Annotated in this window: 10 protein-coding genes and 2 tRNA genes; 4 read left to right on the top strand and 8 right to left on the bottom strand. The window is 38.5% G+C overall.

Annotated elements, in window-relative coordinates:
* Positions 1–146 precede the first annotated feature (146 nt).
* Complete coding sequence (bglX, locus tag QNI22_RS26155) at positions 147–2,429, top strand: beta-glucosidase BglX (protein WP_314515209.1); 2,283 nt, start codon at positions 147–149, stop codon at positions 2,427–2,429.
* Positions 2,430–3,857: 1,428 nt separating this feature from the next.
* Here the strand turns inward: bglX and QNI22_RS26150 are convergent.
* The 5 genes from QNI22_RS26150 to QNI22_RS26130 all read right to left on the bottom strand — a co-directional run bounded on the left by QNI22_RS26150 (position 3,858) and on the right by QNI22_RS26130 (position 7,104).
* A tRNA-OTHER gene (locus tag QNI22_RS26150) sits at positions 3,858–3,953 on the bottom strand.
* A 273-nt stretch (positions 3,954–4,226) separates the two neighbouring features.
* Positions 4,227–4,526 (bottom strand): superinfection immunity protein, encoded by a 300-nt coding sequence (locus QNI22_RS26145; protein WP_314515206.1) that lies wholly within the window; start codon positions 4,524–4,526, stop codon positions 4,227–4,229.
* A gap of 209 nt (positions 4,527–4,735) precedes the next feature.
* Positions 4,736–4,806 (bottom strand) — tRNA-Gln (locus QNI22_RS26140).
* A gap of 159 nt (positions 4,807–4,965) precedes the next feature.
* Entirely contained in the window at positions 4,966–6,330 is a 1,365-nt protein-coding gene (locus tag QNI22_RS26135) for a neutral/alkaline non-lysosomal ceramidase N-terminal domain-containing protein (protein ID WP_314515204.1), read from the bottom strand.
* A 42-nt stretch (positions 6,331–6,372) separates the two neighbouring features.
* Positions 6,373–7,104 (bottom strand): XRE family transcriptional regulator, encoded by a 732-nt coding sequence (locus tag QNI22_RS26130; protein WP_314515202.1) that lies wholly within the window; start codon positions 7,102–7,104, stop codon positions 6,373–6,375.
* Positions 7,105–7,413: 309 nt separating this feature from the next.
* On the opposite strand from QNI22_RS26130, the gene QNI22_RS26125 reads away from it, so the two are divergent.
* Entirely contained in the window at positions 7,414–8,955 is a 1,542-nt protein-coding gene (locus QNI22_RS26125) for a YifB family Mg chelatase-like AAA ATPase (protein WP_314515199.1), read from the top strand.
* A gap of 106 nt (positions 8,956–9,061) precedes the next feature.
* Here the strand turns inward: QNI22_RS26125 and accD are convergent, their stop codons facing one another.
* The 3 genes from accD to QNI22_RS26110 form a co-directional block, all read right to left on the bottom strand.
* The gene (accD, locus tag QNI22_RS26120) at positions 9,062–9,904 is read right to left on the bottom strand and encodes an acetyl-CoA carboxylase, carboxyltransferase subunit beta (protein ID WP_314515196.1); all 843 of its coding nucleotides are present in this window, start codon (positions 9,902–9,904) and stop codon (positions 9,062–9,064) included.
* Positions 9,905–10,145: 241 nt separating this feature from the next.
* The gene (locus QNI22_RS26115) at positions 10,146–11,216 is read right to left on the bottom strand and encodes a class I fructose-bisphosphate aldolase (protein WP_314515195.1); all 1,071 of its coding nucleotides are present in this window, start codon (positions 11,214–11,216) and stop codon (positions 10,146–10,148) included.
* Positions 11,217–11,385: 169 nt separating this feature from the next.
* Complete coding sequence (locus tag QNI22_RS26110) at positions 11,386–11,643, bottom strand: hypothetical protein (protein WP_313976879.1); 258 nt, start codon at positions 11,641–11,643, stop codon at positions 11,386–11,388.
* Positions 11,644–12,053: 410 nt separating this feature from the next.
* Here QNI22_RS26110 and QNI22_RS26105 point away from each other — a divergent pair, with 410 nt between their 5' ends.
* The gene (locus QNI22_RS26105; protein ID WP_314515193.1) at positions 12,054–14,495 is read left to right on the top strand and encodes an efflux RND transporter permease subunit; all 2,442 of its coding nucleotides are present in this window, start codon (positions 12,054–12,056) and stop codon (positions 14,493–14,495) included.
* Between the two features lie 330 nt (positions 14,496–14,825).
* On the top strand, positions 14,826–15,893 hold the full coding sequence (locus QNI22_RS26100) for a mandelate racemase/muconate lactonizing enzyme family protein (RefSeq protein WP_314515190.1): 1,068 nt from the start codon (positions 14,826–14,828) through the stop codon (positions 15,891–15,893).
* Positions 15,894–15,897 lie beyond the last annotated feature (4 nt).

The following is a 15,897-nucleotide window of genomic DNA, read 5'->3' as shown; positions in this document are numbered from 1 at the left end:
ACGCTTCTAATAAGAGAGAAACACCAACCTTTCTCATGAGATTAATCTTGTCTTTTACTTTGAGAAAACATAATTAATTAAATACTTTGTTTTGGGTCTGATGACCAACTGTTACCCTATTTATAATCCCTTCCATCCTAATTAAAATGAGAAAACATTTAATCCCTATTTTGCTTTTTGCTTGTATAAGCAATTTGCTTTGTCTTGCTCAAACTGTTGCTCCCTATAAAAATCCCAAGCTCCCTATAGAACAACGAATAAAAGATCTGCTCTCAAAGATGACCCTGGAAGAAAAAGTTGGTCAGCTTAATCAGGTAAATGGCGGCATAATGACAGGACCTGCAGCTGAAGGTGATCCAGGAGCAAAAGCCAAACTGGATATGTCACGCAAAGGAATGGTAGGTTCCTTTTTAAATGTAACAGGAGCCAAAGAAACACGTGCAGTTCAGGAGATAGCAGTAAAAGAAAGCAGACTAGGTATACCTTTGTTGTTTGCATTTGATGTAATTCATGGTTATAAAACTATTTTTCCAATTCCATTGGCAGAAACCTGTAGCTGGGATCTTGCTCTGATGGAGAAATCTGCCTCTATGGCTGCAGCGGAAGCCTCTGCCGCAGGTTTGCACTGGACCTTTGCGCCTATGGTAGATATTGCACGTGATCCTCGCTGGGGAAGGGTGATGGAGGGAGCTGGCGAGGACACCTATCTGGGAAGTAAAGCCTCTTATGCACGTGTAAAAGGATTTCAGGGAGATTTGACAGATGTATATCATGTAATGGCTTGCATGAAACATTTTGCAGCTTATGGATTGGCAGAAGGTGGTCGAGAATACAATACAGTTGATTTATCCCGATATGCACTGCATGATATCTATCTTCCTCCGTTTAAAGCTGGAGTTGATGCAGGCGCTGCAACGGTTATGAACTCTTTTAATATAGTAGATGGTATCCCTGCCAGTGGGAATAAATATCTGGTTACTGATGTATTAAAAAATCAATGGAAGTTTAAAGGTTTTGTTGTATCAGATTGGGCTTCATTTGGTGAGATGATTACCCATGGTTATGCAGCAGATGGGAAAGATGCTGCTTTAAAAGCATTCAATGCTGGCTCAGATATGGACATGGAATCAAGAGTTGTGATCGAAAATATGGTTCAGCTTGTGAAAGAAGGTAAGGTGACACAAGCTCGTCTGGATGATGCGGTGAGTCGGATCTTATATTATAAGTTTAAGCTTGGCCTATTTGAAGATCCCTATAAATTTAGTGATGAACGTCGGGAATCTGTTACACTGCTAAACGATAAATTTGTTCAGGCAGCACGAGAGGCATCACAAAGATCTATGATCCTATTAAAAAATGATAATAATACTCTTCCTTTATCAAAAACTACTAAAAACATTGCAGTCATTGGGCAATTAGCTGATAGCCAAGCAGACGCATTGGATTTCTGGATTGCAAAAGGTGATCCTAAAGATGTAGTTACTATTTTACAGGGAATAAAAAATAAAGTTCCTCAAAGTAATGTTTCTTTTGCAAAGGGATATACGATTACTGCGGATGGTAGTAATGCTTTGTATAATTCAACAGAAACGACAATCGCAGATGCAGTAAATACAGCAAAATCAGCAGATGTAGTTATTACTGTTGTAGGTTTATCTGGTAAAGTTGCCGGGGAAGCTCGTGCACTTACCAATATTGAAATTCCGACAGAACAAATGAAAGTGTTGCAAGCGGTGAAGGCAACAGGTAAACCTGTGATTGTAGTGATAAGTACTGGCCGACCTATGGTTATCCCCTGGTTGTCTCAACATGTTCCAGCAATCTTATATGCTTGGATGCCATGTACTCAGGGAGGAAATGCTGCTGCCGATATACTGTTTGGGGACTATAATCCTTCTGCTAAGACAACCATGTCTTTTCCTTATACAACAGGACAAATCCCTGTTTATTACAACCAGAAAAGCACGGGCAGACCTTACCAGGATGAACCTAACTCGCCTGGTAACTTCTGGGTTTCCCGTTATCGGGATGCTCCCAATGGCCCATTATACCCATTTGGATATGGATTAAGCTATACTACCTTTGATTACTCCGCCCCCACACTCAATAAAGCAGAATTAAATCGTGGAGAAAATCTGATAGTAAAAGTAATCATAAAGAATACAGGAAAATATGATGGTGAAGAGATTGCACAGCTTTATATACGAGATATGGTAGCCTCTCTGGTACGTCCGATAAAAGAACTAAGGGGATTTCAGAAGATCATGTTAAAAGCAGGTGAAAGCAAAGAAGTAACTTTTACATTAACCAATTCAGATCTGTCTTTTTATGATGGGGAAGGAAAATTACATTTAGAGCCTGGTACTTTCAAAGTATTTATCGGTGGAAATTCACGGGATGTCAAAGAAGCTTCATTTTCGTTAAAATAAGGATGCCTCTTTAAAAGTATTTTATATTAATGGTTTATGAGGAAATTCTATACTGCTTTTACTTTAAAATCCTCATTTATGAAATGTTCATCTGACAATTCGCAATTTTTATCTAATGTTTTTAAAGGTTTATCTAAAATTTTTGTACTGTTATATTATACATGCTATTTTAGCATCGTAAGAAATACAGATAGTAATTCTAACACAGAATATTATCTTGTTTTTCTTTCCATAGCTGGTTGAAGGATCTTGGGGGTAAGACTGGTGTAAGGCACCGTCTTCCCCAGGTATCTTATCCCAAGCTTTTACATTCCTTCTCCTCCCCATATTTTATACATAATGCTCTTTCTTTGTAACCCTTCTTTTAGTTAATCAAATTCAAAAAATACTTTTTTAGATTAGCGAATTGTCTTGTACGAACAAAATATCAAGTACGATTTAGTTTGGTAAGTTAATGTTTGAAAGATAAAAGAAGCTACCTATCACTTAAAACTACCAAACATAGATCCATCAGACAACACAAATATCACAAATAATATAAAGAGTGGGATGAGGATCAATGATTGAGCAAATAAGGATATAGTATAGAAGATCATCAAGGTTATTACTATAGGGTGCCACTGTTTCGTTTTTTTTAATAAGATACTATATGAAACAAACTCTGCAATAAACACTACTATTGAACCGTCTGAAAAGAATAAATACGATATCCATTGTTTGAAATAGGGCGATGAAATAATTAGTATGTCCTTTTGCATTGCCCAGTCTATAAATAATGGCAAAAAAGTAAGGCAAACCACTAAAACAGGTATATGCAGAAGTATTACTATATATTTATTGACCATAAGATGTTTTTGCACCATTAATATGGATGAATCATTAATTAAATGCCACTATCCTAATGAAAATCCTAAACAAAGGGATGTGAAACAACAAGGGATATAGACCTTATCACATCCACACTTAAACCATGATTCTCCTGTATTCTATCACTAACAGGTATTTTAGCACCTATGAAATCATAATAGTGAATTGTAGCAATAGGCCAGTATTCTCCTCCTTACTTAGTTCTGTAAAAAGATAAGTCACTTCTTCAACATCCTTATCACGCAAATCCTAGTCGATAAAGGCAATCAATTCTTCTCTTTGTGGTGTATGCTTTTTCAGAAAACCTTTTAGGATTTCTTTTCGTGGATTTTGACTCATACTGTATATAATCTAGATGTCTAATGACATTTATAATGGAATTAGATACAAAGTAAATGGATGCATTTTGCCTATTTTAAAACTTTGCTGAACGGCAAAACAGGTAATTACCTATAAGCTAACCACTATGTAGAAAACGTTCGAGGTTGATTAATGTGGTTAAGTGGGATCAGGAAGAAAAATTACTTAATACAAGATACCAATTTGTAGGAAAAACATCAGGACAGAAGGCAGGGCTTGAACCTGCAATATGATAGTGGTTTCCCCTATCAACTCCTCACTTTGTGGAGGCGTGTCTTCCAATTTCACCACTTCTGTCAGACAAATATACAAAGAAGATAGTATACTTAACTAATGTCCCTTCAGCGAGGAAAGTAAAGAGCGCCGAGTTAATCCTGTCTACTGCCATGGAACCATTGGACTGACCCATTCAGATAGATAAACAACCCTAAAGATATTCCGGAGGTGTTTATTTCAATTTTAAAATATTCTGTATTACTGAATGATTCCTGAGTTTCTAAAAAGTAAAGAAATCAAATAGCCTAAACTAATTCGTTATTCACATCCTTCTAGATACTATCACTCTGCAAATCAGACTGCATTTAATATCTTTCTTTTTTGTTCTTCAAATTCGCTATCTGTTAAGATCCTCTTTTCTTTCAGTTTTGCCAGTTTCTCTAGCTCATCTGTAAGAGAAACTTTAGGTGTTTCCAGATTTTGTGGTACAATTACTGTTTTAGGATCGCGGCTATTAGCCCAGACAATAGCAATTACCCAACCAATTACAGTCCAACCCATGAACAGATTAATTAAAGTAATGGACATAAGATTACGTCTAATCAAACCAACAATGGTAGGCAAAAAAATAAATGAACAAAAAGAGAATTCCACCAATCTAATATAAGAACTGATATCCCATGTGTGTAGTAATTAATTGTGCTCCATCTTCTCTTTAATATATTAATACTTTAACAGGTAAGTTTTGTGTTTTGCCTTAGCTCATCAAACAAAACAAGATGCTTTTTTCATTTTAAGCGAATTTTGGAGAAAAGGGCATAAAAAAAGCCTTAAAAACAATGTTTTAAGGCTTTTTTATTTTGTTGACCCACTAGGATTCGAACCTAGAATGACTGAACCAAAATCAGTAGTGTTACCATTACACCATGGGTCAATACCAGCTTGTTGTGCTTGAATTGGATTGCAAAAGTATTAAAAAAAAGATATCTGTCAATGGTCCGTGCGAAAAATATTTATAAAAATCTAGTAAAATGTTTTCAACAAACTGATAATCAGATTCCAAATCAAATAACTTTTTTATCGAAAATCGCTTTTACCGCTCCAGATACTTTACTACTTCATGCATTGCTTCCGAAATATAGGAGCCATTATAAGGCCCGAACCAATTCATATCACGAGTTTCGGAGGCGGTCCAATCGTAGTAGGCATCAGGAGTCACATAGCCAATGTACCCACCATTAAAGCTAGTAATAAACAGAGGACGTTGCTGCCACTGAGCAAAAGGCTGTACCAGAGGCGTAAGCTCACCTGAAAAGTCGCAAGGGCCTCCAACCCAGATCACATTGCCTATCCGCAAACCTTTCACTACAGAAGGATAATTGCCATATAATGAATAAAATACCCAGGGACGGATACGCCAGTTTTCTGTAATACGAAAATGAGGGTCTCGCAAAGGTAATGGTAAGGATATTATTCGTAGCTCTTTCTGGTAAGTTAACGGTATAGTGGGTAATCCGGCTGTAATCTTTTGGGCAAGTAGACTAGCTTCCATTTCAAGCATCTTCCATTCTGTTGGGCCATCTATTTCTGCCCGATGGCTTCCAACTGTCCCTGCACAAAATGCAGCAAAGTCAATAAGAGAATCACTTTCCAATGTATCTACCAGTACACCTGGATAATCGCGTGAAAGGCGGATGTCTTTATCTGAGATAATAGTAGGGTGTGCCGAGAAAGAAGCTAGTATGGCTCTTGCTCCAGACTTTTTACGAATCTCCATTACTCGGAGCAATGAATCTGTAGGATTACTTTTTCGCAAACGATTCTCAACCAGTTCTCCCGCAGGTAAGGCAATTGCTCCAATAGCAGCTTTTTCTTTATTCTGACTAGCAAGGCGAATAGACTCCAAAAAACGATCAGCAATAAAAGTCACAATATTCGGATCATACTCACCAGAGATCAGAAGTCCCACTATCTTATCAGCCCAGCCGCCAATGCTGTTGTGTGAATGTGTAGCACACAGATATACCTGATCAATAGACATTCCTATTTCAGGTAGACGCTTTGCTAAAGCATTAGTAACTTCCGGAGCAATGATAAGTAGATCTGCACTCAACAAAGCTACCTTCTGAACCCCATTGTCAAACACAAATGTCCGAACCCAGATAGAATCATGAATAGCAGTATATTTTTTGCCTCGTCGTTGCCCATACCCAGCTGTTGGCATAGGATAATCAGGTGTAATACTCACCTTAGCCCATCCTACTTGTAATGTGTCTGCATTTAGATTTTTTTTGACTGGAGGCAGCAGTGCTACGTTTTCTCTGAATTGCTGGTAATAGGACATCTCCTTATATGGAGTGCGATCTACGGGACGAAATAAGGCTACTCCAGCCACTACTAAGAAGATTATTATAAAAAGAAAAAAACGCTTTACGCGTTTTTTAGTAAAGAAACTCATGGAAAGCCAGTTTACAGGAGAATACGATGAAATGTATCGTAATTATATATAATTAAGTTTTTTGCGATCCAGATTACGGCTGATAGTTGCTCTCACCTCCCAGATTTCCATAATCTGGTCTGAATGTAAGAAATCTGGATTGAATTGTGGATTATCTGATACAATGACAATCCCTCCTGACTTATCTAGTAGGTTATGAATGCGTTTTATAATAATTCCATCTATTGATACAATTACATACATTTTATCATTCTTCAGATTTCTCCAGTTCTCTACAAATTGGGTAACCACTAAATCACCAGGGCGTAATGTTTCTTGCATACTGTCTCCTTCTACTTCAAATACACGGTAGGTTCCTTCTGAAAAGCCAGGAATAGAATAGGTCGGCAGAGTCTGAATAAATTCCGGATCACCATATCCCACCAGATAACCTGCCCGGGCCTTTACAGGAACAAAAGCTGTATTTTCTTCACCTGCTCGGTCTGTAGTAACAACCAAAATGCGCATATCACCACCTGTAATACGGGGATTTCCGTTCACAGGTTGTGTAACAGGTTGCACTACTGGCTGTACTGTACCATATAAAATAAATTCAGGTGTGGTATGATATATCTGTGATAACTTTTGAAGTACATCTGAAGGAATCTGAACCTGAGACTGGGTTTCGTAAATAGCAATACGAGACCGGGATTTGCCTATTTTATCGGCAACTTCCTGCTGGTTCAGATTGGTTTTCTGACGTAGCGATTTCAGACGTTCAGCTTGATTGGACATGATTCGTTAGGAAAGAAATGAATCAGAGAAAATAGTAATAAGTATTTAGTATCTAAAATCTTTTAAACTTACAAAGATAGTACTTTGTTCGGGAAACGAACCTTTTACACCTTTCATTTTTTTTATTACATACCTGCTTTCTGAAACAGGTTTCTCTTTTCGCTTCATACAAGTACTCTTATTTTCACGCACTTTAAACAAATAACGAAATATGTTACTTTTTCATCTCTGAAATATATTTCTGTTTGTCTTAGCCTTGTCAATCAGAGGCATATTATATTCTTTTACTTATTCGTCTATTTTTTAGCTATGCTATCCAAAACATACGGCTGCGCCGTTTATGGGGTTAATGCCTTTCCTATTACTATCGAAGTAAGTGTTGGTCAGGGGCAACATTTTTTCCTGGTAGGTTTACCAGACAGTGCTGTCAAGGAAAGTCAACAACGTGTTGAAACAGCCATTAAACATATTGGCTTTCGCATGCCACGTACCAAAGTTGTTGTTAACCTTGCTCCTGCTGATATTCGGAAAGAAGGTTCTGCTTATGACTTACCTATTGCCTTGGGTATACTTGTCGCTTCTGAACAACTCTCTACACAAATATTGGACCAGTACATTATTATGGGAGAACTGGCACTAGATGGTACCTTACGTCCTATTAAAGGAGTACTGCCAATTGCCATTGAAGCCCGTAAAAATGGATACAAAGGTTTTATTTTGCCTAAAGAGAATGCAGCTGAAGCAGCCATTGTCAATAATCTGGATGTAATTGGTGTAGGGAATCTTAATGATGCAGTAGAGTTTCTGGAAGGAAAGCTTACTATTGAACCTTTAGTGTCTGATACACGGGAAATATTTTTCAATACACAAAATGAATATGAAGCGGACTTTTCCAATGTGCAGGGACAGGAAAACATCAAACGGGCATTGGAGATTGCAGCCGCAGGTGGTCATAATGTAATCATGATTGGCCCTCCCGGAGCTGGAAAAACAATGCTGGCAAAACGGTTACCTTCTATTCTTCCTCCACTTACTTTGCCGGAAGCATTGGAAACAACCAAGATCCATTCCGTGGCAGGCAAATTAGGTAGTTTGGCAGCACTGGTATCCAGAAGGCCGTTTCGTAGTCCCCATCATACCATTAGTGATGCAGCATTGGTTGGAGGAGGGGGTATTCCTCAGCCTGGTGAAATATCGTTGTCACATAACGGCGTTCTGTTTCTGGATGAACTACCTGAGTTTAAACGCACAGTTCTAGAAGTGATGCGACAGCCACTGGAAGAACGGAAAGTGGTGATTTCGAGAACCCGTCAGACGGTAGAGTTTCCAGCCAACTTTATGTTGATCGCCAGTATGAATCCTTGTCCTTGTGGGTATTACAACCACCCGGAAAAAGACTGTGTTTGTGGTCCGGGAGTAGTACACCGCTATTTGAGTAAAATTAGTGGTCCACTGCTGGACCGAATTGATCTGCATGTAGAAGTAACTCCGGTTTCCTTTGATGAAATGACTGCTAACCGCAAGTCTGAAAGTAGTGCTCAGATTCGGGAAAGAGTAATCAAAGCCCGCAATATTCAAACTCAACGTTTTGAATCTTACAAAGGTATACATGCCAATGCCATGATGCCACCTGAAATAGTGAAACAAATGTGTGAGATTGATACAGTAGGTAAGAACCTGTTGAAGCGTGCGATGGAACGTCTTAATTTATCTGCGAGAGCTTACGATCGTATTCTAAAAGTGGCTAGAACGATTGCAGACTTAGCCAACAGTGAAGCCATATTGACAGAACACATTGCTGAAGCTATACAATACCGTAGTCTGGACCGCGAAAACTGGGCTGGGGAGTAGTGTATTGACGTGAAAAATAAATTAACTGTAAGAGATAAAAATAAAAGCTTTGATTCTCAACGAACTATTTAGAATAGATAGTTCGTTGAGAAACGTCAAAAATCCCTTATTTCAACATCTCCAATAGAGATGTTAAGCGGTTTTTTAATTCTTTGCGATGTACAATAAAGTCAAGAAAGCCATGTTCCAAGACAAACTCGGCACTCTGAAAGTCTTTGGGAAGATCTTTGCCTATCGTTTCACGAATAACGCGAGGTCCAGCAAAACCAATCATTGCACCCGGCTCTGCTATGTTAAAATCACCTAGCATGGCGAAAGAAGCTGTAACACCTCCAGTAGTTGGATCAGTTAACAAAGAGATGTAGGGAATACCTGCTTCATTTAATAATGCTAATTTGGCAGAAGTTTTGGCCATTTGCATAAGTGAGTACCCTGCTTCCATCATTCGGGCACCTCCTGAACGGGAAATCATCAGGAAAGGAATCTTGTGTTGTAATGAGTAATCAATAGCCCGTGCAATCTTTTCACCCACTACAGAACCCATAGATCCGCCAATAAACGCAAAGTCCATACAAGCTACCACTACATCCACATTATTCATTTTACCATATCCAGAACGGAGAGCATCTTTTAAACCCGTTTTCTTTTGAGAAGCAATTACACGCTCAGGGTATTTCTTGGTATCTGTAAACTGTAGTGGATCTCCTGAGGTCATTTGCGTATCCAGTTCTGTAAACTCATTGTTATCAAACAGAAGCTCGAAGTATTCTACAGAACCTACCTTCTCATGATAGTTGCAATGAATACACGTGTAAGCATTCACTTTGAGCTCACGGGTATGCATTACTTTTTTACATTCAGGACATTTGTACCAGATTCCATCCGGTGTTTCTTTTTTTAATTCTGTAGGCGTATTGATGCCTTTTTCTTTTCTGATAAACCAGGACATGTTCTTTCGTAGGGAGTAAAAGTCGGATTTGAATATAAGACACTATACGAGCATACTGATAACTATAAAAACTCAGCACGTATACATATTCAGAGATCTTATCTTTTTGTTTCTAAACTGATTTTTTTGTTGAACAAAAATAAACACACAGAAGTTTATACACTTCTATTGATAATCAATACAATAACTCTAATAAGTCAGGCTAAATAACTAATTAATACAATAGTCCAGAACAAAAATGTCAGGCTATTGTTATTTCCGGGGTCAAATATACATCCTGAATGGCATTAAGCAATGCCACCCCCTCATTCATTGGGCGTTGAAATGCTTTTCTGCCTGATATCAGACCCATACCACCTGCACGTTTATTGATCACAGCAGTTTTTACAGCATCCTCAAAATCAGATGATCCTGAGGCTCCTCCTGAATTGATCAATCCGGCACGTCCCATATAACAATTAGCTACCTGATAGCGGCACAGATCAATAGGGTGGTCGGAGGTTAGCTGTGTATAGATGCGTTCATCGAGTTTTCCATAACTGCTGGCTCCTGTATTTAACGCTTTGTATCCACCGTTATTTTCTGGCAATTTCTGTTTGATAATATCTGCCTGGATAGTTACACCCAGATGATTTGCCTGTCCGGTTAGGTCTGCTGAAACATGATAGTCCGTACCTTCTTTTTTAAATGCAGAGTTGCGGGTATAGCACCAAAGGATAGTTGCCATTCCAAGTGCATGAGCTTCTTCAAAAGCTTTTGATATTTCAACAATTTCACGTGTGGCATCATCCGAACCAAAATATACTGTGGCTCCAATGGCTACTGCTCCCAGATTCCATGCTTCCCGAACACTTCCAAACAAAATCTGCTCAGATTTATTGGGATAGGTTAGCAATTCGTTATGATTGATCTTGACAATGAAAGGAATCTTATGGGCATATTTTCTGGACATCATACCCAATACCCCAAATGTCGTGGCAACCCCGTTACATCCCCCTTCTACTGCCAGCTTGACAATATTTTCAGGATCGAAGTAAATAGGGTTTTTAGCAAACGAAGCTCCTGCACTGTGTTCAATTCCCTGATCAATAGGAAGAATAGATAAATATCCTGTTCCAGCTAATCTGCCTGACTGAAACAGTTGTCCCAAGCTTCTCAAAACCTGTGGAGAACGATTGGACTGAACAAAGATTTTGTCTATAAAGTCAGGAGAGGGTAAGTGAAGCGTTTCTTTGGGAATGGTCTGACTGGTATATTCTAGTAAATAAGATGCCTCAGTTCCCAGATAGTTAACAATTTTCTGATAAGTCATGGCAGTAAGTCGGGGTTAAAATGAACCTGCCTAATGGCAGAAAAATACAATCTCCTGAAAAAAGGTACCTTTCTGGTGTATTAAAAAACTTATACCGGATGAAAATTGGGTAGTAGTCTAAAAGCAAAAAAGGTGCAGGGATGCACCTTTTTTGCTATATAATTTTTTCTTAGTTGCCTGCTTCTGCCTGAGCTGCTCCACCAAAGAATTTCTCCCGGATTTGAGTAGCTTTTTTGTCTTGCTCAGGATCAGCCTCATATTTGTTGGACAACTGTTTAGCCGGGCCGTCTATTGTGCCATAAACGTAGTCGCTCTCTGCATTAGGATCTTTCTGCTGAATGGTGTTATATAAAGAACCACATTGTGTAGCTCTGAAAGCCATGAAAAGAAATACCAAAACGCCTACGAAAACTTTTAAATCACGCATATGAGTAAATGTGTTTATAAATTCAAGTCCCTAATACTCAGTATAAAAGCTCCTTTGTTAGAAAGCTTGTACTTAAAATCTTGTATTCTTTCAATTTTAAGCAGCGCAAATTTAATAGACAATTCGAATTTCCTTACAAAATTTTGGTTTAATTTTTATGATAATCTGTCAAGGCAGGTTAAGTCCAAATTTAGCACGATTTTTTACTGTAGTGTAAGTTTTTAAGAAAGCTTGATTTGATTTTTCATGAAATAACTCATTTGTATTCTGTACCTTTGACGCGCCTTTTTGATTTGATAGCCATATTTGATAGGGATGCACTTCTGTAAGATGGCTTCTTATACGCTACAGCCTCGGGTTTACGTTTTTGTAAATATTTGACTATTGTTTCTATTTTATTGAATTAAGTGATGTGGACTAGCATTGCAAAATTTATCATTAAGAACCGGACACTGCTGATTATTTTTCTGGTTGTATCTACTGCGTTTATGGGATACCAGATGCGTAATCTGGAGATGAGTTATGATTACACAGCAGTTGTTCCAGTCAATGATCCGGAGATGGTGTATTTTCGGGATTTTAAAAAGACATTTGGAGAAGATGCAAATATCATTGCTATTGGTTTGCAGGATAGTGCATTATATGAATTAAAAAATTTTCAGCACTTACAGGAATTTACCAAGGGTTTATCTGAGATTCCAGGTATAGTTAATGTTACAGCATTGCCAGGATTGCAGTATCTGGCAAAGGATAGTGCTCAGAAAAAACTCTATCCGGAGAAAATCTTTAAAAAGCACCCTTCTTCACAGGCTGAGTTGGATAGCCTGTTACGTTTCGTGAATCAGTTACAATTTTATAAAGACCAGATTATTAATTCAGAAAATGGTGCAACGGGTATTCTGGTTTCCATTGATAAAACGATATTAAACTCTCCCAAACGTCTGCCACTTACGAAGGCGATGATGGAACTGGGCGACAAATTTTCTGCCCAAACGGGTGTAAAGTTGCATTATGCCGGAGTTCCTTTTGTTCGGTCTGTTATGTCAACCAAAGTGAAGAAGGAACTTCAACTGTTTTTGATTCTGTCTGTTGTAGTAACTATTGTAACCATTTTTGCCTTTTTTAAGGCCTGGGATGCCGTCATTGGTTGTACACTGGCAGTAATGGTTGTATTACTCTGGACAGTAGGAACAATGGGCTTGTTTGGATACAAAATAAATCTGTTGACAGCTTTACTCCCTGCCATTATCATTGTCATGACGGTGCCTACATGTATTTATTTGTTAAATAAGTACCATCAGGAATATGTAGAACACGGAGATAAGAATCTGGCTTTGATCCGGACGATTGCTAAACTAGGACTGGCTGCCTTTATGATCAATGCTACTACAGCTGCTGGTTTTATTGGTTCCATATTTACAGATGTAGCTATTCTGGAAGAGTTTGGTATTGTAGCGGGGATCAATGTATTTGTCGCCTTTTTTATCTGCCTGGTTGTGATTCCTATTTTCTTCTCCTATATGCCTGCTCCTAATGAGAAGAAACTACGTTACCTGTATTCAAAACCTGTTAATTCTGCGCTAACATGGGTTGATAAACGGATTAATACCCATCCTAACTGGATTTATGGTATTACTATCGTAGCTACCTTGTTGTCTTTCTGGGGAATCTATCAGATAAAGGCCGTTAGTTACATGGTAGATGATCTTCCTGAAGACAGTGACGTAGTACAAGACCTGCGATTCTTTGAACGAAACTTTCAGGGCATTATGCCACTGGAAATTGTGATTAACACAGGCGAAAAACGGGGGGTGTTTAAATTGAAGAATCTGGAAAAGATTGAAGAGTTTGAGCAGATTCTTTCCGGACATCACAACATTACAAAGCCTGTATCTGTTGTAGAGTTTCTAAAAGCAGCAAGACAGGCTTATTATAACAATAATCCTGAGTTTTATGGGTTGCCAACCAAAATGGACAGGAGTTTTGTATTGTTATACCTGAAAAACATGCTGGGTAAGAGTTCTACCAAAGATACCTCCAATATTGGTAGCCGATTGATAAACTCTTTTGTGGACTCTACGGGCCAATATGTTCGTATTTCAATGAAGATTGCTGACCTGGGATCTTATTCTATGGATACGACCTTAAGTAATATGATCCGGCCTGCTATTGAGAAAACATTTGCGTCAACCAAATTGAAGGCAAATGTAACAGGTACGACTGTGTTGTTTGCCAAAGGGAATGCATATCTGAATGACAGTCTGGCATCCAGCCTTATAACTGCCTTTGTCGTAATTGTGCTCATGATCGGGGTTTTGTTCCTTAACCTGCGTGTTGTCATCATTTCACTAATCCCTAACTTTGTAGCTTTGTTAATTACAGGCGGATTGATGGGATTCATGGGAATAGCCTTAAAGCCCAGTACTTCTTTGATCTTTAGTATTTCTTTTGGTATTATTGTGGACAGTTCCATACATTATCTGGCTCACTATCGGCAGGAGATATTCTATAAAAAAATAGCCATCAGGCAGGCGGTGAGTGATACACTGATGGAGACAGGTCCCAGCATTATCTATACATCGATTATTCTTTTTGTCGGCTTTGTAATTTTTGTGTGGTCAAGTTTTGGAGGGACAAAATCACTGGGAATCCTCATGTCAGCCTCTATGCTTATCTCAATGGTGACAAACCTGACTTTATTACCTACCCTTTTGAATTCATTTGATACAGGTAAAGTTTCAAAAGATGAGACCTATATGCTGGAAGATTTTGACAACTTCTACCTGGAACATGAGGATGAAGAAATAGATCTTAACCGGATTGCCATCCGAAAGATTAATCCTATTGATTAACGGACTTGTTTTATCTGTGAAAACCTTACATACCATCTTGCAATAAGTTGATTGTGAGTAAGGTTACATTATCTGAAATGCCCTCATAAAGAGTAGATGATAAACGTCTACAACTATGACAAGGATTATTTTCAATCTGTGTAAACTAGGAATATTGTTAGTAATTGGTTTGGCTCTGTGGTAGCTGCCATCTTAATAAAAATATCAGGGACAGGTTTCAAAACTTGTCCCTTTTTTATTTTTTTTCTTTCTTACCGGAGTTGATTTGCAAAGTGAGAATATAACCTACTGAAACTGTCTACAAACACAAAACAACCTCCAAGAACCCCAATGAAGATCAAACACATATATGTTAGTCGTCCTAATCTGGAATTAATCCGACCTTATACCATAGCCTATAAAACAGTATCCTCAGTTGAGAATTGTATTGTCGAGATTGTTACTGAAAACGAGTTGTATGGGTTAGGAGCTGCCAATCCAAGTCCTTACGTAGTAGGAGAGTCGCTGGATGATATGTGGAAGGCTGTACAGTCTCCTCAACTGGATTGGTTGCTGGGGAGAGATATCCGTCATATAGGGACATTGTGTCGGGAAGTTCAAGAATGGTACCCTAAAAGTCCAGGTGTCCGTATTGCATTGGAAACAGCTTTGCTGGATGTATTCACTAAGTATCTGGGAGTGCCATTAACATCTTTCCTGGGACAAAAGATAACATCTTTACCTACTTCTATTACTATAGGCATTAAAGATGTGGAAGCTACACTTGTTGAAGCAGAGGAGTATGTAGGACGTGGTTTTCGTGTATTGAAGGTAAAGTTGGGAAAATCACTGGATGAAGACATCGAAAGAATAGTAAAGTTGCGCGAAGTATATGGAAACGATATTGTAATTCGTATTGATGCAAATCAGGGGTATACAGTACAGGATCTAAGTAGATTTTATCAGCAGATTGGTACATTAAATATCGAATTGGTAGAACAACCATTGCCTGCCTATCAGATACTGGAAATGAAAAATCTGCCAGAAGAGCAAAAGTTGCTTATCGCAGCTGATGAATCACTAGTAACTCCTCAGGATGCTTTCCGTTTGGCTGAATCACCTGCAGCCTGTGGGATTTTTAATATTAAGCTGATGAAGTGTGGTGGGATTACTCAGGCAATGGAGATCGCGCAGATTGCCAGGAAGGCAAATATTGATTTAATGTGGGGCTGTAATGATGAAAGTATTATCAGTATAGTGGCAGCACTTCATACCGCATTGGCATGTCCTAATACAAAATATCTGGATCTGGATGGAAGCTTGGACCTGGCAAAGGATGTTGTTTCAGGTGGATTCATTCTGAAAGATGGTATACTTTCCGTGAATGGTGAACCAGGATTGGGAGTGAAAAAGATATAGTTGA

This window comes from Xanthocytophaga agilis (assembly GCF_030068605.1).
Taxonomy (GTDB): domain Bacteria; phylum Bacteroidota; class Bacteroidia; order Cytophagales; family 172606-1; genus Xanthocytophaga; species Xanthocytophaga agilis.
This window is presented reverse-complemented; position numbering and strand designations above follow the sequence as displayed.

Bases quoted from the DNA above. Each gene is read 5' to 3' on its own strand.
- bglX (WP_314515209.1), top strand. From the start codon at position 147: ATGAGAAAACATTTAATCCCTATTTTGCTTTTTGCTTGTATAAGCAAT.
- QNI22_RS26135 (WP_314515204.1), bottom strand. From the start codon at position 6,330: ATGAGTTTCTTTACTAAAAAACGCGTAAAGCGTTTTTTTCTTTTTATA.
- QNI22_RS26130 (WP_314515202.1), bottom strand. From the start codon at position 7,104: ATGTCCAATCAAGCTGAACGTCTGAAATCGCTACGTCAGAAAACCAAT.
- QNI22_RS26125 (WP_314515199.1), top strand. From the start codon at position 7,414: ATGCTATCCAAAACATACGGCTGCGCCGTTTATGGGGTTAATGCCTTT.
- accD (WP_314515196.1), bottom strand. From the start codon at position 9,904: ATGTCCTGGTTTATCAGAAAAGAAAAAGGCATCAATACGCCTACAGAA.
- QNI22_RS26115 (WP_314515195.1), bottom strand. From the start codon at position 11,216: ATGACTTATCAGAAAATTGTTAACTATCTGGGAACTGAGGCATCTTAT.
- QNI22_RS26110 (WP_313976879.1), bottom strand. From the start codon at position 11,643: ATGCGTGATTTAAAAGTTTTCGTAGGCGTTTTGGTATTTCTTTTCATG.
- QNI22_RS26105 (WP_314515193.1), top strand. From the start codon at position 12,054: ATGTGGACTAGCATTGCAAAATTTATCATTAAGAACCGGACACTGCTG.
- QNI22_RS26100 (WP_314515190.1), top strand. From the start codon at position 14,826: ATGAAGATCAAACACATATATGTTAGTCGTCCTAATCTGGAATTAATC.